General features: G+C 70.8%; 20 protein-coding genes. 18 read left to right on the top strand and 2 right to left on the bottom strand.

The genetic code is table 11. The features are described 5' to 3' along the window. Nucleotides 1-173 precede the first annotated feature (173 nt). Complete coding sequence (locus PYV02_RS00180; protein ID WP_275754962.1) at nucleotides 174-1,424, top strand: C40 family peptidase; 1,251 nt, start codon at nucleotides 174-176, stop codon at nucleotides 1,422-1,424. A gap of 27 nt (nucleotides 1,425-1,451) precedes the next feature. On the opposite strand, the gene PYV02_RS00175 is transcribed toward PYV02_RS00180, so the two are convergent. Continuing rightward, on the bottom strand, nucleotides 1,452-1,943 hold the full coding sequence (locus PYV02_RS00175) for an inorganic diphosphatase (RefSeq protein ID WP_275754960.1): 492 nt from the start codon (nucleotides 1,941-1,943) through the stop codon (nucleotides 1,452-1,454). 47 nt (nucleotides 1,944-1,990) lie between these two features. On the opposite strand from PYV02_RS00175, the gene tilS reads away from it, so the two are divergent. The 15 genes from tilS (at nucleotide 1,991) to PYV02_RS00100 (ending at nucleotide 14,341) form a co-directional block, all read left to right on the top strand. Further along, nucleotides 1,991-3,154: a tRNA lysidine(34) synthetase TilS gene (tilS, locus tag PYV02_RS00170; RefSeq protein WP_275754958.1), complete on the top strand. Its 1,164-nt coding sequence runs from the start codon at nucleotides 1,991-1,993 to the stop codon at nucleotides 3,152-3,154. A gap of 9 nt (nucleotides 3,155-3,163) precedes the next feature. Next, nucleotides 3,164-3,715, top strand: a complete 552-nt coding sequence (hpt, locus tag PYV02_RS00165) for a hypoxanthine phosphoribosyltransferase (RefSeq protein ID WP_275754956.1) — start codon at nucleotides 3,164-3,166, stop codon at nucleotides 3,713-3,715. 224 nt (nucleotides 3,716-3,939) lie between these two features. After that, entirely contained in the window at nucleotides 3,940-5,943 is a 2,004-nt protein-coding gene (gene ftsH, locus PYV02_RS00160) for an ATP-dependent zinc metalloprotease FtsH (protein ID WP_275754954.1), read from the top strand. Between the two features lie 6 nt (nucleotides 5,944-5,949). After that, nucleotides 5,950-6,516, top strand: coding sequence for a GTP cyclohydrolase I (gene folE, locus PYV02_RS00155; protein WP_275754952.1), 567 nt, complete (start codon nucleotides 5,950-5,952; stop codon nucleotides 6,514-6,516). Further along, nucleotides 6,513-7,322 carry a dihydropteroate synthase gene (gene folP / locus PYV02_RS00150; protein WP_275754950.1) on the top strand — a complete coding sequence of 270 codons (810 nt, stop codon included), beginning with the start codon at nucleotides 6,513-6,515 and terminating at the stop codon, nucleotides 7,320-7,322. Before folE ends, folP begins: the two co-directional genes overlap by 4 nt. Further along, nucleotides 7,319-7,717 carry a dihydroneopterin aldolase gene (gene folB, locus PYV02_RS00145; RefSeq protein ID WP_275754948.1) on the top strand — a complete coding sequence of 133 codons (399 nt, stop codon included), beginning with the start codon at nucleotides 7,319-7,321 and terminating at the stop codon, nucleotides 7,715-7,717. Before folP ends, folB begins: the two co-directional genes overlap by 4 nt. Next, a complete protein-coding gene (gene folK, locus PYV02_RS00140; RefSeq protein ID WP_275754946.1) occupies nucleotides 7,714-8,217 on the top strand; it encodes a 2-amino-4-hydroxy-6-hydroxymethyldihydropteridine diphosphokinase in 504 nt (167 codons plus the stop codon). The genes folB and folK overlap by 4 nt, the downstream gene beginning before the upstream one ends. Beyond that, on the top strand, nucleotides 8,214-8,693 hold the full coding sequence (locus PYV02_RS00135; RefSeq protein ID WP_275754943.1) for a DUF3180 domain-containing protein: 480 nt from the start codon (nucleotides 8,214-8,216) through the stop codon (nucleotides 8,691-8,693). The genes folK and PYV02_RS00135 overlap by 4 nt, the downstream gene beginning before the upstream one ends. Then, on the top strand, nucleotides 8,690-9,214 hold the full coding sequence (locus PYV02_RS00130; protein ID WP_275754941.1) for a PH domain-containing protein: 525 nt from the start codon (nucleotides 8,690-8,692) through the stop codon (nucleotides 9,212-9,214). The genes PYV02_RS00135 and PYV02_RS00130 overlap by 4 nt, the downstream gene beginning before the upstream one ends. Then, nucleotides 9,211-10,749, top strand: coding sequence for a PH domain-containing protein (locus PYV02_RS00125; RefSeq protein ID WP_275754939.1), 1,539 nt, complete (start codon nucleotides 9,211-9,213; stop codon nucleotides 10,747-10,749). The genes PYV02_RS00130 and PYV02_RS00125 overlap by 4 nt, the downstream gene beginning before the upstream one ends. Further along, nucleotides 10,746-11,444 (top strand): DUF2520 domain-containing protein, encoded by a 699-nt coding sequence (locus PYV02_RS00120; protein ID WP_275754937.1) that lies wholly within the window; start codon nucleotides 10,746-10,748, stop codon nucleotides 11,442-11,444. The genes PYV02_RS00125 and PYV02_RS00120 overlap by 4 nt, the downstream gene beginning before the upstream one ends. 47 nt (nucleotides 11,445-11,491) lie before the next feature. Next, on the top strand, nucleotides 11,492-12,358 hold the full coding sequence (gene panC, locus PYV02_RS00115) for a pantoate--beta-alanine ligase (RefSeq protein ID WP_275754935.1): 867 nt from the start codon (nucleotides 11,492-11,494) through the stop codon (nucleotides 12,356-12,358). Nucleotides 12,359-12,367: 9 nt separating this feature from the next. After that, entirely contained in the window at nucleotides 12,368-13,867 is a 1,500-nt protein-coding gene (lysS, locus tag PYV02_RS00110; RefSeq protein ID WP_275754933.1) for a lysine--tRNA ligase, read from the top strand. A gap of 1 nt (nucleotide 13,868) precedes the next feature. Next, nucleotides 13,869-14,009 (top strand): hypothetical protein, encoded by a 141-nt coding sequence (locus tag PYV02_RS00105; RefSeq protein ID WP_275754931.1) that lies wholly within the window; start codon nucleotides 13,869-13,871, stop codon nucleotides 14,007-14,009. 98 nt (nucleotides 14,010-14,107) lie between these two features. Further along, the gene (locus PYV02_RS00100) at nucleotides 14,108-14,341 is read left to right on the top strand and encodes a hypothetical protein (RefSeq protein ID WP_275754929.1); all 234 of its coding nucleotides are present in this window, start codon (nucleotides 14,108-14,110) and stop codon (nucleotides 14,339-14,341) included. Here PYV02_RS00100 and PYV02_RS00095 read toward each other — a convergent pair. Further along, nucleotides 14,325-15,293, bottom strand: a complete 969-nt coding sequence (locus PYV02_RS00095; RefSeq protein ID WP_275754927.1) for a pirin family protein — start codon at nucleotides 15,291-15,293, stop codon at nucleotides 14,325-14,327. The two genes, PYV02_RS00100 and PYV02_RS00095, sit on opposite strands and share 17 nt — an antisense overlap. A 114-nt stretch (nucleotides 15,294-15,407) precedes the next feature. Between PYV02_RS00095 and PYV02_RS00090 the strand changes: the two genes are divergently transcribed. Then, nucleotides 15,408-15,833, top strand: coding sequence for a YciI family protein (locus PYV02_RS00090; protein WP_275754926.1), 426 nt, complete (start codon nucleotides 15,408-15,410; stop codon nucleotides 15,831-15,833). Then, nucleotides 15,830-17,059, top strand: coding sequence for an RNA polymerase sigma factor (locus PYV02_RS00085; RefSeq protein ID WP_275754924.1), 1,230 nt, complete (start codon nucleotides 15,830-15,832; stop codon nucleotides 17,057-17,059). The genes PYV02_RS00090 and PYV02_RS00085 overlap by 4 nt, the downstream gene beginning before the upstream one ends. Nucleotide 17,060: the final 1 nt, after the last annotated feature.

Raw genomic sequence — 17,060 nt, 5'->3', positions numbered from 1 at the left:
CGCACCCGCTCACGCCCGCAACTCGCGCGCGCCCGCTGTGGCGCCGTCGCGCGCGCCCGCTGTGGCGCCGTCGCGCCCGCCCGATCGCCCTGGGCAAACGCCCGCGATGTTGCTACTGTGATCACTGTTATTGGTGTGATCAGCGTGATTCGCTGACACGGGTCGGGGACATCATGGCCATCAGTCGAGTGCGTCCGGGGGCGGGCGCAACGGGAGCGCGAGTGCGCAACCGTCTGTTCGGCGTGCTCGCGGTCGGGAGCCTGCTCGCGGGGTTCGCCGTGGCATCCCCCGCGCTCGCCGACGACTACCCGACCTGGGATGAGGTCGAGCAGGCCCGCCAGAACGAAGCCTCGGCGGCCGCGGCCGTGAGCGAGATCGAGGAGCTGCTCGCCGGCCTCGAGATGCAGTCCGCGGAGCTCGCCCGGCAGGCTCAGACGCAGGCCGAGGCCTACAACGCCGCCCGCAACGAGCTCGACGTCGCCGCCGCGCGTGCCGACACCCTCGAACAGCAGGCGAAGGATGCCGAGCAGCGCGCCACGGACTCCGCACGTCGCGCGGGCCAGCTCATCGCCCAGCTCGCGCGCACCGGCGGCGGCAGCGTGAGTCTCGCGCTGCTGACGAGTCCCGACGCGGCAGACCTGCTCGCCACCCTCGGCACGATGGGCAAGGTCACCGAGCAGTCGTCGCGCATCTACCAGGAGGCGATCGCGGACCGCAATGCCGCAGCATCCCTCACCGAGCAGGCGCGGGTCGCCGAGACCGAGCGCACGAAGCTGTCGAAGGCCGCCGAGGATGCCGCAGCCGCCGCCGAGGCCGCCTCCGCCGCCGCGCGGCAGGAGCTCGCCGCGCAGTACGCCGCGGCCGACCAGCTCTACGCCCAGCTCGCGAGTCTCAAGGGCACCACCGCGGAGACCGAGCGTCAGTACCTCGCCGGTGTCGCGAACCCGGGCACGCCGAGCAACCCGAGCAACCCCGGTCCGGGGCCGGGGACGCCACCGCCCACCGATCCGGACCCGGGGAGCCCGCCGCCGGCATCCGGCGCAGCACAGGGTGCGATCAACTTCGCCTACGCGCAGGTCGGTGACCCCTACGTCTACGGCGGTGCGGGGCCCAACGGCTGGGATTGCTCGGGGTTGACGATGAAGGCCTACCAGTCGGTCGGGGTCTACATCGGCATCCACGGTGCGTCGAGCCAGTACAACTACCTCGCGGGCCAGGGTCGACTCGTCTCGGTGAACTCGCTGATCCCCGGCGACCTCGTGTTCTACTCCACGGGCGGATCGACCTCGGGCACGAAGTACCACACCGCGATCTACATCGGCGGCGGACTGATGATCGAGGCGCCGTACGAGCCGCTCTCGGTGCAGGTCACGCCGTTGCGCTACCGCGACCTCGTGCCGTACGCGGCGCGACCGGCGGGCTGAGCTCGAGCTCGTGCACTACGCGGCGGCTCAGTGCCCTTCGGCCTTGAACTTCTCCAGGCCCGCCTGCACGACCGCTTCGGCCTCGGCCGCGTTGCCCCAGCCCTCGACCTTGACCCACTTGCCGGGCTCGAGGTCCTTGTAGTGCTCGAAGAAGTGCTGGATCTCCTGGCGGGTGAGCTCGGGGATGTCGTCGATGTCCTGGATGTGAGTCCAGCGCGGGTCCTTCGCCTGCACGCAGATGACCTTCGCGTCGCTGCCGCCGTCATCCGTCATGTTGAAGACGGCCACCGGGCGCACCTTGATGCCGACACCGGGGAACGTCGGAGCGTCGAGCAGCACGAGCGCGTCGACCGGGTCGCCGTCGAGGCCGAGGGTGTTCTCGAAGAAGCCGTAGTCGGTGGGGTACTGGAAGGTCGTGAAGAGGTAGCGGTCGAGGAAGACGCGGCCGGTCTCGTGGTCGACCTCGTACTTGTTGCGGCTGCCCTTGGGGATCTCGACGATGATGTCGTACACGGCCACTTGATGCTCCTCGGAAGTCTCTGGGATTGCTGCACTAACGTTATCGGATGCCCGATCGGCCCCGGCTCAGCCCCGCGATCGCCGACGTGCGACGGGCGGTGCGGGCATCCCTCGCCCCCCTCCTGCCCGACCGCAACTCCCTCCCGGCCGACCGCAACCCCCTCCCGGCCGACCGCAACCCCCTCCCGGCCGGCCGAAACCCCCTCCCCGCCTACCGCAACTCATGGGATGAGTCTCAACACGCCGACCCGACGGCTGCTGCGCGGCGCGCCGAGGCCTCGGACCATGAGTTGCGAAAGGGGGGAGCGCCCCTCGTGCTCGTCGCCCTCTCGGGCGGCCCCGACTCCCTCGCCCTCGCGGCCGCGACCGCGTTCGAGGCACCCCGCGCCGGTCTGCGCGCCGGTGCGGTGATCGTCGACCACGGGCTGCAGCCGGGCTCCGCGGATGCCGCCGCCAACGCCGCGGCGCAGGCCACCGCCCTGGGCCTCGACCCCGTGCGGCTCGAGCACGTCGTCGTCGGCGCCGAGGGCGGACCCGAAGCCGCCGCCCGCGCCGCCCGCTACGCGGCGCTGACCCGGGTCGCCGCCGAGACGGGCGCCGTGGCGGTGCTGCTCGGCCACACCCTCGACGACCAGGCCGAGACGGTGCTGCTGGGCCTTGCGCGGGGCAGCGGCGCGACGAGTCTGACGGGCATGGATCGCGTGGCCGGGTTGTATCGCAGGCCGCTGCTCGGCATCCGTCGCTCCACCACGGTGCAGTGCTGCGCGGACTCGGGGCTCGAGCCATGGCTCGACCCGCAGAACGACGACGGTGCGTTCGCGCGCGTGCGGGTGCGCCGCCGGGTGCTGCCGGTGATGGAGGAGGAGCTCGGCCCCGGCATCGCCGAGGCACTCGCCCGCACGGCCGACCAGCTGCGGGAGGACGCCGACGCCCTCGACCACTTCGCGCACGAGATCGTCGAGGACCTCGCCGAGCACTCCGAGGCGGGCATCTCGCTGCCCGTCGCCGCGCTCGCCGCCCAGCCGCCGGCGCTGCGGCAGCGGCTGATCCGGCTCGCGGTCGCGAGCGAGTTCCACGCCTCGCTCAGTCGCGCGCACACGCTGGAGGTGGCGCGCCTGATCACCGACTGGCACGGCCAGGGGCCGGTCGACGTGCCCGGCGTTAGGGTGGAACGGCACGACGGCCTGCTCCTCTTCACCGCGAAGGACTGAACACCACACATGAACATCGACGACGTCGCGGGCGACCTCACCCAGGTGCTGCTGACCGAGGAGCAGATCCACGAGAAGATCGCCGAACTCTGTCGCCGCGTCGAGCGGGACTACGCCGGTGAGACCCCCCTGCTCGTCGCCGTGCTCAAGGGTGCCGTGATGGTGGTCGCGGATGTCGCGCGCGAGCTGAAGCTGCCGGTGGAGCTGGACTTCATGGCCGTGTCGTCCTACGGCTCCAGCACCGAGTCGAGCGGCGTCGTGCGCATCATCAAGGACCTCGACGCGGATCTGGCCGGTCGCCACGTGATCATCGTGGAGGACATCATCGACTCCGGGCTGACGCTCGCGTGGCTGAAGGCCAACCTCGAGACCCGGTCTCCGGCATCCCTCGAGATCCTCGCGCTGCTGCGCAAGCCGGATGCCGCGAAGGTCGACGTCGACGTCAAGTACTTCGGTTTCGACATCCCGAACGAGTTCGTCGTCGGCTATGGCCTGGACTACGCGGAGCGCTACCGCAACCTGCGCGGCGTGGGCGTGCTCGCCCCCCACGTCTACGCCTAGCGCGCGCATCGGCCCCGCCCGACCATTGCGGAGGACGACGCGCCGCACGCGGCGCGCGTCCTGCCGCGCGGCGGCGTGTCATCCTCCGCAATGGCGGGCTCGCGACCCGAGCGCACCCGGAGCACGCCTACGGCGAACACGCAGCCGCTGTGCAGCGGGGGAACGGTAGCCTTGCAGGACATTTCTCGTGAGGAAGGTGCCGGGGGCTCGACGCCCGGAAGAACATGGATATCAAGCGCATTTTCCGCGGCCCGATCATCTACATCGTGCTGGCCATCGCCGCCGTGTGGATCGGGTCCTCGCTGCTGACCGGCACCGGGTTCCGCGAGATCTCGACCCAGCAGGGGCTGGAGCTGCTCAAGGGCAACACGGTCGAGTCCGCGAAGATCGTCGACGGCGAGCAGCGCGTCGATCTCACGCTGACCAAGGCCGACGGCGACAACGGCACGAAGGTGCAGTTCTACTACGTCACGCCCCGCGGTTCCGAGGTCGTCGAGGCCATCAACGGCGCCAACCTCAAGGACTTCGACGACGAAGTGCCCCAGGCGAACTTCTGGACGAGCCTGCTGGGCATCCTGCTGCCGTTTCTGATCATCGGTGTGATCTTCTACTTCCTGCTCTCGAGGATGCAGGGCGGTGGCAACCGCGTCATGCAGTTCGGCAAGTCCAAGGCCAAGCTCGTCGGCAAGGAGACCCCGAAGGTTACCTTCGCCGATGTCGCCGGCGCGGACGAGGCGATCGAGGAGCTCGAGGAGATCAAGGACTTCCTCAAGGATCCGGCGAAGTTCCTCGCGGTCGGCGCGCGCATCCCCAAGGGCGTGCTGCTCTACGGCCCTCCCGGAACCGGCAAGACCCTGCTCGCGCGTGCGACCGCAGGCGAGGCGGGCGTGCCGTTCTACACGATCTCCGGGTCGGACTTCGTGGAGATGTTCGTCGGCGTCGGCGCCAGCCGGGTGCGCGACCTGTTCGAGCAGGCCAAGCAGAACTCGCCCGCCATCATCTTCATCGACGAGATCGACGCGGTCGGTCGCCACCGCGGCGCCGGCATCGGCGGCGGCAACGACGAGCGCGAGCAGACCCTCAACCAGCTGCTCGTGGAGATGGACGGCTTCGACGTGAAGTCCAACGTCATCCTGATCGCCGCCACCAACCGGCCAGACGTGCTCGACCCCGCACTGCTGCGCCCGGGCCGCTTCGACCGGCAGATCGGCGTCGACTCGCCCGACATGCACGGTCGCAAGCAGATCCTCGAGGTGCACGCCAAGGGCAAGCCGATGGCCAAGGGCGTCGACCTCGAGGTCGTCGCGCGCAAGACGCCCGGGTTCACCGGTGCCGACCTCGCGAACGTGCTCAACGAGGCCGCCCTGCTGACGGCCCGCTCGAACGCGCAGCTCATCGACAACCGCGCCCTCGACGAGGCCATCGATCGCGTGATGGCCGGACCGCAGCGCCGCACGCGACTGATGAACGACAAGGAGAAGCTCATCACCGCGTACCACGAGGGCGGCCACGCCCTCGCCGCCGCGTCGATGCGCCACACCGACCCGGTCACCAAGGTCACGATCCTGCCGCGCGGCCGGGCCCTCGGCTACACGATGGTGCTGCCGCTCGAGGACAAGTACTCGGTCACCCGTAACGAGCTGCTCGACCAGCTCACCTACGCGATGGGCGGGCGGGTCGCCGAGGAGATCGTCTTCCACGACCCGACCACCGGTGCATCCAACGACATCGAGAAGGCCACCGCGATCGCGCGCAAGATGGTCACCGAATACGGCATGAGCGCGAAGGTCGGCTCGGTCAAGCTCGGGCAGAGCCAGGGCGAGCCGTTCCTCGGTCGCGACATGGGCTACACCCGCGACTTCTCCGACACGATGGCCGAGACGGTCGACGAGGAGGTGCGCGCGCTCATCGACCAGGCGCACGACGAGGCCTGGCAGATGCTGAACAAGAACCGCGACACCCTCGACCGGCTCGCCACCGCGCTGCTGGAGAAGGAGACGCTCGACCACCTGCAGCTCGCCGAGATCTTCAAGGATGTCGACAAGCTCCCCGAGCGCCCGCAGTGGCTCTCGAGCGATGCGCGTCCGCTCTCGGACCGCCCGCCCGTGAAGGTGCCGACGAAGGCTCCGGTCGACTCGCACCTCGTCGACGGCGGGGTGGAGTCGGACGTCGAGAAGCCCAAGCGCACCCCGCGCCCGCGCAAGACGCCCGGCATCGCCACGGCCTGAACCGACGTGCCGGTCGACAGCGCGCGCATCGAGGCCGCCGTGGCCGAGCTCCTCTCCGCGATCGGTGAGGACCCGGCCCGGCCCGGTCTCGTCGACACCCCGCGCCGCGTCGCCGAGTCGTACGCGGAGTTCTTCGCGGGCGTCGACGTCGACCCGGTGCCGTTGCTGCCGGGGGTGCCCACCGACGGCGAGGGCGAGCTCGTCGTGGTTCGCGATCTCGCGTTCCGTTCGATGTGCGAGCACCACCTGCTGCCCTTCACCGGGGTGGCGCACATCGCCTATGCGCCGGGGGAGCGGATCGCCGGGCTCGGCGACCTGGCGCGGGTGCTGGAGGTCGTGGCATCCCGCCCGCAGTTGCAGGAGCGGCTCGGCGAGCAGGTCGCCGACGCGATCGAGTCCGCGCTCGAACCGGCGGGTGCGCTGGTGATCCTGGATGCCGAGCACGGCTGCGTGCGCACGCGCGGCCCCCGGCAGGCCGGCAGCTCCACCCTCACGGTGGCGGCCCGCGGCACGCTCGCGCAGGCCGCCGGTCGCGCCGAGGCGGTCGCCCTCATCGCACGGGGGGCCGAATGACCGCCCCGCTGATCATGGGCGTGCTCAACGTCACCCCCGACTCGTTCAGCGACGGTGGCCGCTACGAGAGCTTCGACGACGCGATCGCGCACGGGCTCGCGTTGCGCGACCAGGGCGCGCAGCTCATCGACGTCGGCGGCGAATCGACTCGTCCGGGTGCGTCACGCGTGCCGGTGGAGGAGGAGATCGCGCGGGTCGTGCCGGTGGTGCGCGAGCTCGTGGCGGCGGGCGTGACGGTGAGCGTCGACACCATGAACGCGGACACCGCGGTCGCGGCGACGTCGGCAGGGGCATCCATCATCAACGACGTCTCGGGCGGCCTGGCCGACCCGGGGATGTACCGCATCGTCGCCGAGACCGGGCTCGAGTACATCGCGATGCACTGGCGCCAGGCCGGCTCGCACGGCCACGACGCGCCCGTGTACGGCGACGTGGTCGCGGAGGTGCGCGAGGAGCTGAAGGCCCGCCTGGCCGAGATGGTGGTGTGGGGCATCGACCTGCGCAAGGTCGTGCTCGACCCGGGTATCGGCTTCGCCAAGAGCGCCGAGCACAACTGGCGGCTGCTCGGCCACCTGCCCGAGTTCGCGACACTCGGGCACCGGATGCTCGTCGGCGTCTCGCGCAAGCGGTTTCTCGGCGCCCTGCTGCCGGAGGGCGCGCCGACCGCGGAGCGCGACCTGCCGACGGCGGTGCTGAGCGCGCTCGCCGCGGAGGCGGGCGTGTGGGCGGTGCGCGTGCACGACGCCGAATCGACCCGCGTGGCGCTCGCCACGTGGCAGGCCCTGGACGACGGACGGAACGCATGAACCCCCTGGACGAGATCACCCTGACCGGCCTGCGCGCCTCGGCCCACCACGGAGTGCTCGAGCACGAGCGTCGCACCGGGCAGGTGTTCCTCATCGACGTGACCGTGGGCATGGACTTCGCGGCCGCGGCCGCCTCCGACGATCTGGATGCCACGATCCACTACGGCGAGCTGGCCGAGGAGATCGTGGCCGCCGTCGAGCGCGACCCGGTGGATCTGATCGAGACCGTCGCCGAGCGGGTCGCCGAGGTCGTGCTCGCCCACGAGCGCGCCTTGCTCGTCACCGTGACCGTGCACAAGCCGAGCGCCCCGATCGCCGTGCCCTTCGAGGACGTCTCGGTGCGCATCGTGCGCGCCCGCCCGGAGCGTCCTCGCTCGGTGGGGTTCGGGCTGTGACCGCCGCGCACACCGCCGTGCTCGCGCTCGGCAGCAACCTGGGCGACCGGGAGGCGACGATCCGGGCGGCCGTGCACGAGATCGGCGAGCTGCCGGGTGTGGTGTTGGTCGCGGCATCCGGTCTCGTGGAGACCCCGGCCCTCAAGCCCGAGGGCGTCGACACGGATGCCCCCGCCTACCTCAACGCCGTCGTCGCCGTCACGACGCTGCTCGACCCGCACGAACTGCTCGAGGCGCTGCACGGCATCGAGCGGCACCACGGCCGGGTGCGGGACATCCAGTGGGGTGACCGCACCCTCGACCTCGACATCATCACCTTCGGCCGCGAGACCATCAACTCGCCGGGGCTGACCGTGCCGCATCCGCGCGCCGCCGATCGCGACTTCGTGCTCGCGCCGTGGGCGCAGATCGATCCGGATGCCGAACTGCCCGGCCGTGGACCGATCGCCCAGCTCATCACGCAGGCGCCGACGCCGTACCCCGCGGAGCCGCTGCTGTGACCCGTACTCGCCCGCTCACCCTCGTGCTGCTCGCCGTGTTCGGGGCGACCGTGCTGTGGTTCGTCGAGGTCGCGCTCGCGGTCGCCGGCCGTCCCGTGATCATCCCGCCGTACACGCTCGGCATCGCCCTGCTGCTGATCGGCGTGATCATCGTGGCCATGGCCTGGCCGGTCTGGCGGGTCTCGCGACGGGTGCCGGGCGCGCACGTCGACCCGTTCTACGCGACCCGCGTCGTGGTGCTGGCGAAGGCGTCGAGTCTCGGTGGCGCACTGCTCGGCGGAGGCGGACTGGGTGTGGTCGCCTACCTGTTGACCCGGTCGGTGGTGCCGGGCGTAGGCTCGATCGCGATGGCGGTCTCCGCGGCCGCCGGTGCGATCCTGCTGCTCGTCGCCGGTCTCGTCGCCGAGCACTGGTGCACCATCCCGCCGGACGATGACGAGCATCCCGGCACCCCCGAACCCCAAGGACACGCGTGACACTCCACCAGGGCGATGCGAGCCCCGCGACCACCGAAGAGCGACAGTCGATCGACATCCCCGCTCAGTGGCGACGAGTCTCGCCGAAGTACGTCTGGGTCGACCTCGGCGGCACGCTCATCGGTGCCGTCGTCGCCCTCGCGGCCACCTCGGTGCCCGTGTTCGTTACCGGGATCGCGTGGTTCTGGGCGCTGCCCGCGTCGCTGGCGGTCGTGTTCATCATCACGCTCGCCCTCACGCCGCGTCGCGTGCGGGCGATCGGGTTCCAGCTGCGTGAAGACGACCTGCTGTTTCGCAAGGGGCTGATGTTCCAGCGGTTCGTCGCTGTGCCATACGGTCGCATGCAGCTCGTCGACATCAATCGCGGACCGTTGGATCGGGCCGTGGGTCTCAGCGAGCTCAAGTTCGTCACCGCGGCGGCCGCCACGAACGTGGTCGTTCCCGGTCTGCCCGAGGCGGAGGCCGAGGAGCTGCGCGACCGGCTCGTCGCGCTCGCCGAGAGCCGCCGGGCGGGGCTGTGACCGAACCGGATGCCGCGCAGGCCGAGCCGGTCGTCGCGCCGCCGCTCGACTCGCGCCTCGCCGACGGTCAGTGGCACCGGCTGCACCCCGCGACGCCGCTGCTGCGCGGCGGGATCGCCTTCGTCGCGATCCTCGGTGTGGTGCTCGTCAACCTGCGCGACCTCTGGATCGAGATCCTCATCGGCGGCCCCGGCGACGAGGCCGAGCCCTTCGAGTACCTCATCGAGCACGAGCTGCTCGGCCTCGTGCTGCTCGCCGTGCTCCTCGGGTTGCTGCTGACGATCGGCGGCTTCTGGCTGTCGTGGCGCATGCACACCTTCCGCATCACGGACGAACTCGTTGAGGTGCGCAGCGGCATCCTGTTCCGCACGCATCGCCGTGGGCGGCTCGACCGCATCCAGGGCATCAACATCGTGCGGCCGTTCCTGGCCAGGCTGTTCGGCGCGGCGAAGCTCGAGGTGAACGTCGCGGGCCAGGACGCCAACGTCTCGCTCGCCTACCTCGGGTCGGCGGCGGCCGACGAGCTGCGACGCGACATCCTGCTGCTGGCATCCGGCACTCGGGCCGAGGCGACGACGGGTGATCGGGCGCAGTCCGGATCGGTCATCGAACGCCGCGTCAACGAGCTGCTCGCCCCCGAACTCGACCCGGATGCCGCACCGCCCGAGTCCGTCGTGCAGCTGAACACCGGCCGCCTCGTCGGCTCGATCGCCCTCAGCGCGCTGCCGCTGCTGCTCATCGCGTTCGGACTGGTGATCGGCCTGAGCCTGGGACTCGTGCGCTCCGGCTGGCTGCTCTTCAGCCTCGTGCCCGTCGCGATCGGCTTCGGGGGCTACTACCTGTCGCGCATCACCAAGTCGCTGCGCTACTCCATCGCCGCGACCCCAGACGGGGTGCGGGTCGGGCATGGCCTGTTCACGACCAGCAACGAGACGCTGCCGCCCGGTCGCATCCACGCGGTGCAGGTCAGTCAGCCGCTGGTCTGGCGGCCCTTCGGCTGGTGGGAGATCAAGATCAACCGGGCCTCCCAGTCGCAGGCGCAGGGGGCGGCCGGACAGGCGAACACCACGATCCTGCCGGTGGGCAACCTCGGCGACGTGCGCAAGGTGCTCGAGCTGATCGTGCCGACCATCGCCGACGACCCGGTGATCGACAGCGGACTGGGTCGCGCGAGCGACGAGGACGGCTTCGTGAACTCCCCGCCGCGGGCGCGGGTGCTGCGCTGGTTCTCTCGCAAGCGCAACGGGTTCGCCCTGCGCTCGGGCGTCGTGCTGCTGCGCCGCGGCGCGGTGTGGCGCCAGTTGGTGATCGTGCCGCAGGCTCGTCTGCAGAGCGTCTCCCTGCGCCAGGGCCCCGTGCTGCGCTCCTTGCGGCTCGCGGCCATCCGGCTGCACACGGTGGCCGGACCCGTCTCGGCGCAACTGGGCGCGATCGATGCGACCGAGGCCGAACGCGCCTTCGCCGACATCGCCGACGCCGCGGTCGCCGCCGCCGACTCGGACACCAGCCACCGCTGGCGGGAGCGCCCGGCATGACGCCGCCCGGCCGGCTCGGCATCGGCGTGATCGGCGGTGGTCGCGTCGGGCCCGTGCTCGCCTCGGCCCTGGCCGGTGCCGGTCACGCGATCGTCGGCTTCGCCACCGTCACCGAGCGCAACCGCGAGCGCGTGGAGGCGATGCTGCCCGGGGTGCCGATCCTGCCGATCCCGCAGTTGCTCGAGCGCAGCGAGCTGGTGATCCTCGCCATCCCGGAGTCCGAGATCGAGTCGCTCGTCACCGGCCTCGCCGCCACCGGCGCGTGGCACCCCGGCCAGCTCGTGCTGCACACCGCGCCCGGCCTCGGCACGGCTGCGCTGGATGCCGCGACCCGGGCCGGCGCGATTCCGCTCGCCGTGCATCCGGCCATGGTGTTCACGGGCACGAGTCTCGATCTCGTGCGGCTGCGGGAGAGCTGGTGCGCGGTCACCGCCCCGAACCCCGTGCTGCCGATCGCCCAGGCGCTGGTGGTGGAGATGGGCGCCGAGCCGATCGTGATCGCCGAGGACGATCGCCCGACCTGGGCGGAGGCGGTCGCCACGGCGACGAGCTTCTCGGCGGAGATCGTGCGGCAGTCCACGAGCCTGCTGGCCGAGCTCGGCATCGACGAGCCGGCGACTGTGCTCGGCCCGCTGGTGCGCTCTTCGGTGGAGACCGCGCTCGGCGCGGCGGGAGCCGGTCTGCCGCAGGGCTAGCATCGAGTGGTCGGCCCCACAGCACCTGCCGACGAGGAGGCACCACCGTGACTGCGGCGACGAGGCCCGTCGTGATCGACTCGATCGCGGGCATCCGCGACCTGACGAGCACCCTGCGACGCGAGGGACTGACGATCGCGTTGACGCCGACGCTCGGCGCGCTGCACGAGGGGCACCTGCAGCACGTGCGCACGGCCGCGGCGCTCGCCGACGTGCGCATCGTCTCGATCTTCGTCAACCCGACCCAGTTCGGCCCGAACGAGGACCTCGCCAAGTACCCGCGCACCCTCGACGACGACCTCGATCGGCTGGCCGAGGAGGGCGTCGACTACGTCTTCCACCCCTCGGTCGATGAGATGTATCCCTACGGCGCCACGCAGGTCACGGTGCACGCCGGGGCGGTCGGCGGCATGTACGAGGGCCGCGCGCGCCCGGGTCACTTCGACGGCGTGCTCACGGTCGTGGCGAAGCTGCTGAACATCGTCACCCCCGACGTCGCGACCTTCGGGCAGAAGGATGCCCAGCAGCTCTTCCTCGTGCGACGCATGGTCGACGATCTCAACATCCCGGTGCGCATCGAGGTGATCGAGACCGTGCGCGAGTCGGACGGACTCGCCCTCTCCAGCCGCAACCGCTTCCTGGACCCGGCCCAGAGACGGGCCGCACGCACCCTCTCGATCGCGCTCGACGCCGCGGCGTCGGCCGCAGACCAGGGCATCGACGCCGCGCTGGGTGCCGCCCAGGGCGCGCTCATGGGCGAGAAGCTCGTCGAACTCGACTACTTCACGATCGTGAACCCCATCACGTTCCTGCCCGTCGACGACGACTACCGCGGCAAGGCGACGGCGATCGTGGCCGCGCGCCTGGGGGGCACCCGGCTCATCGACAACGAGACCGTGCACCTGACTCATTAAGCTTGCATGGTGACTGACGAGACTCAAGCCGCCGAGCCCACGGAGGCCGAGACCTCCGAACAGCGCGAGGTGCGGCTCGAGAAGCGCCAACGCCTCATCGACTCCGGTGCGCAGGCGTACCCGGTCGGGGTGCCGATCACGACGACGATTCCCGAGGTGCGGGCCAAGTACCCGGCGCTCGAAGCGGATGCCTCCACCGGCGACATCGTCGGCCTCGCCGGACGCGTGGTGCACCTTCGCAACACCGGCAAGCTGTGCTTCGTGAGCCTGCAGTCCGGCGACGGGCAGCGCATCCAGGCCATGGTCTCCCTCGGTGAGGTCGGCGAAGAGTCGCTCGAGCAGTTCAAGGAGCTCGTCGATCTCGGCGACTTCCTGTTCGTCAAGGGCGAGGTGATCTCGAGTCGTCGCGGCGAGCTCTCGGTGTTCGTCAGCGACTGGGCCATCGCCTCCAAGGCCCTGCGCCCGCTGCCGAACCTGCACAGCGAGCTCTCCGACGAGGCTCGGGTGCGCAGCCGGTTCCTCGACCTCATCGTGCGCGATCAGGCGCGCACCACCGTTCGCGCGCGCGCCGCGGTCAACGCGTCGCTGCGCGCCACCTTCGCCGGGCACGACTTCCTGGAGGTCGAGACCCCCATGCTGCAGGTGCAGCACGGCGGGGCATCCGCGCGCCCCTTCGTCACCCACTCGAACGCGTTCGACACCGAGCTCTACCTGCGCATCGCGCCCGAGCTGTTCCTCAAGCGCGCCGTCGTCGGCGGCATCGAGCGGGTGTTCGAGATCAACCGCAACTTCCGCAACGAGGGCGCGGACTCCACGCACAGCCCCGAGTTCGCGATGCTCGAGGCCTACCAGGCGTACGGCGACTATCACCAGATCGCCGACCTCACGCAGGAGCTGGTGCAGAACGCCGCGCTCGCGGTCGCGGGTTCCACGACGGTGACCTGGGCCGACGGCAGCGAGTACGACCTGGGCGGGCACTGGGACCGGCTGTCGATGTACGACTCGCTGAACGCCGCATCCGGACTGGCGATCACCCCGCAGACCCCGGTCGATGAACTGATCGCGCACGCCGCGACCGTCGAGATCGAGGTGCCGTTGCCCACCCACGGCAAGCTCGTCGAGGAGCTGTGGGAGCACTACGTGAAGCCGGGCCTCACGCGCCCGACCTTCGTCATGGACTTTCCCGTCGACACCTCACCGCTCGTGCGGGACCACCGCACGACCGCCGGCGTCGTGGAGAAGTGGGATCTCTACGTGCGCGGCTTCGAGCTGGCCACCGGGTATTCGGAGCTCGTCGACCCGGTGATCCAGCGCGAGCGCTTCGTCGAGCAGGCGCTGCTCGCCGGGCGCGGCGACCCGGAGGCGATGCGCCTCGACGAGGACTTCCTGCGGGCGATGGAGCACGGCATGCCGCCGATGGGCGGCATGGGCATGGGCATCGATCGGCTTATCATGGCCATCACCGGTCTCGGCATCCGCGAGACCATCCTCTTCCCCCTGGTGAAATGACATGAGCGACCTGAAGCTGCCCGGCGAGGACGAGAAGAAGGGCCCGTCGTTCGGGCGCATCGCGATCTGGGTGATCGTCGGCGGCATCGGCGCCTACCTGCTCATCACCGGCATCGTGGGCATCCTCGTCAAGGGCGGCTGATGGACCGTCGCACCTCCCGGCTGGTGATGACCCTCGCACTGGTCGGCACCATCGTCGTCGTCGCGGTCGTGTGGCTGCTGAACACGTACGCTTGAGACATGCCCGAGGAGTTCTGGTTCAACGCGATCTACTCGCTCGTGCCCACGATCGCGCTCGGGCTGATCTTCTGGTTCGTTATCCGGGCGATCATCCGCTCCGACCGCACCGAGCGCAAGGCCTACGCGAAGGTGGAGGCCGAGGAGCGCGCCAAGGCCGGACTGTCGGCGGCGCAGACCGTCGGGACCGGATCTCGACAGGCTCGATCTGCCCAGTCGCCTACCCCCGAGGCTTGAGCCGCACCGTCGGCAGCTCCGGCGCCGGCAGCGGCCTGCCCGCGTAACCGGCGACCGATCCGAAGCGACCGTCCGGGTAGCGGCCCTCGATCACCTCGGTCTGCCACTGCTGGCGGAATCCCACGATCTCCTCGTGGCTGCGCCCGATGAAGTTCCACCACATCACGATCTGCTCGCCGAACGGCGCGCCGCCGATGAGCAGCAGGCGGGCATCCGTGATCGCGGCGATCGTGAGTTCGCTCGCCCCGGGCGCCACATAGGCCAGATGCGCGAGCGGCACGCTCTCACCGTCGACGGTGATCTCGCCGGCGTCGACGAGCACGCCGTGTTCGAAGCCTGCCTCGATCGGGATGCGCACGGTCTCGCCCGCGGGCACGTCCACCTGCGCTCCGACCAGAGGTGAGAACACCCGAGCCGGGGATGCCGCGCCCGCCAGTTCGCCGATGAACACCCGCACGGTCGCGGCCCCGAGCCGCACGGGCTCCGGCACGACGTGCTCGAAGCCTCGGGGGCCGCCGCGGGCGTCATCCGGCAATGCCACCCAGAGTTGGGCGCCGTGCACGATCGTGTTCGTCGGGTAGCCGACCTCGGAGTGCGCGATGCCGGCACCCGCCGTCATGAGGTTGAGCTCGCCGGGGCGCACCGGCGCGTGCGATCCGAGGCTGTCGCGGTGCTCGATCTCGCCCTGGAACAGCCAGCTCACCGTCTGCAGTCCCGTGTGCGGATGCGGCGGAACGTCCATGTTCGGACGCTGGGTGACATCGTCGGGTCCGTAGTGGTCGACGAAGCACCACGCTCCGATCAGGGACCGGGCCCGCTGCGGCAGCGTGCGGCGCACCGTCATCGCGCGCGGTCCGCCCAACGGCACCTCACGCGGCTCGAGGATCTCGACGCCGTGCCCGGCCATGTCGACCGCAACCACCTCGGGCGGGTCGAGCTCCTGGTTGCTCATGCCGGAATGCTACCCGCGGCACACGAAGTGTCGGCGCGATGTCGATTGGCGTGCGCCCCATTCGACGCAATAGTGGGAGGACGCATCCGGCGGCCAGACCAGAAGGAGACGACGATGAAGTACATGCTGATCATGCGGGTGACCGATGCCGCGCTCGAGGCCTCGAAGGACCTCGATTTCGAGGAGATCATCAACGCGATGGGGGCCTACAACGAATCGATGATCAAGGCGGGCGTGCTGATCGCGGGCGAGGGGCTCGCGGACGCGAAGGAGGGCTTCGTGGTGGACTTCGCCGCGGAGAAGCCGATCATCACCGACGGGCCCTACGGCGAGACTCACGAGCTGTTCAACGGCTTCTGGATTCTCGAGGTCTCGTCGAAGGAGGAGGCGGCGGAGTGGGCGAGCCGCGCCCCGCTCGGCCCGGGCGCGAAGCTCGAGGTGCGCCGCGTCACGAGCGAGAGCGACTTCGCGGACTTCGCTGACAACGAGTACGTGCAGAAGGAGGCCGGCTGGCGCGAGGAGCTCGAGAACAAGCGATGACGCAGATCGCGCGCACCGTCGATGCGATCTGGCGCATCGAGAGCGTCCGCATCGTCGCGAGCCTCGCGAAGATGACCGGCGACGTCGGCCTGGCCGAGGACCTCGCCCAGGAGGCCGTGCTCGCCGCGCTCGAACAGTGGCCGGAGTCGGGCGTCCCGCGCAACGCGGGCGCCTGGCTCACGGCCGTCGCCAAGCGCCGGGCGATCGACGGATGGCGTCGCCGCGAACGCCTGGACGAGCGGCACCGCGCCATCGCGCACGCGCTCGCGGATCGGGAGGACGACGACTGGCAGCCGATCGACGACGACGTGCTGCGGCTGGTGTTCACCGCGTGCCACCCGGCGCTCTCCCGCGAGTCGCAGGTGGCCCTGACCCTGCGCGTCGTCGGCGGCCTCACCACCGAGGAGATCGCCCGGATGCTCCTGGTGCCGGTCGCCACCGTGCAGCAGCGCATCGTGCGGGCCAAGAAGACGCTCGCGGCGGCGCGCGTGCCGTTCGAGACGCCGGATCCCGCCGAGTGGGGGGAACGGCTGGGCGGTGTGCTGGGGGTGGTGTACCTCGTGTTCACCGAGGGGTATGCCGCGACATCCGGGGATCGCTGGATTCGCGCCGACCTCGCGAACGAGGCCCTGCGACTCGGGCGGGTGCTCGCCGGACTGCTGCCGCGTGAGCCGGAGGTGCACGGGCTCGTGGCGCTCATGGAGCTGCAGGCCTCGCGGTTCGCCGCACGGGTGGGGCCCGACGGCGACGCCGTGCTGCTCGCCGACCAGGACCGCGCCCGCTGGGACCGCGCGCAGATCCGCCGGGGACGTCAGGCGCTCGAGCGCGCGGATGCCGCGGGCCGCGGCCGTGGCAGCTACGGGCTGCAGGCGGCCATCGCCGAGTGCCACGCGATCGCGCCGAGCGTCGAGGAGACCGACTGGGAACGCATCGTCCTGCTCTACGAGGCGCTCGGCCGGCTCGCGCCGAGCCCCGTCGTCGAGCTCAACCGCGCCGTCGCCGTGTCGATGGCCACGGGACCGGCCAACGCGTTGCGCATCGTGGATCGCCTCGCCGAGGATGGGGCGCTGCGCGGGTCGCACCTGCTGCCGAGCGTGCGCGGCGAACTGCTCGCCCGACTCGGCCGCACCGAGGAGGCCCGTTCGGAGCTGCTCTGCGCGGTCGAGCTCGCGGCGAACGAGCGGGAGCGCGCCGTGCTGCAGGCGAAGGTCGACGGCCTGCGCTGAG

Source organism: Antiquaquibacter metalliresistens (assembly GCF_029211225.1).
GTDB classification, from domain to species: domain Bacteria; phylum Actinomycetota; class Actinomycetes; order Actinomycetales; family Microbacteriaceae; genus Rhodoglobus; species Rhodoglobus metalliresistens.
This window is presented reverse-complemented; position numbering and strand designations above follow the sequence as displayed.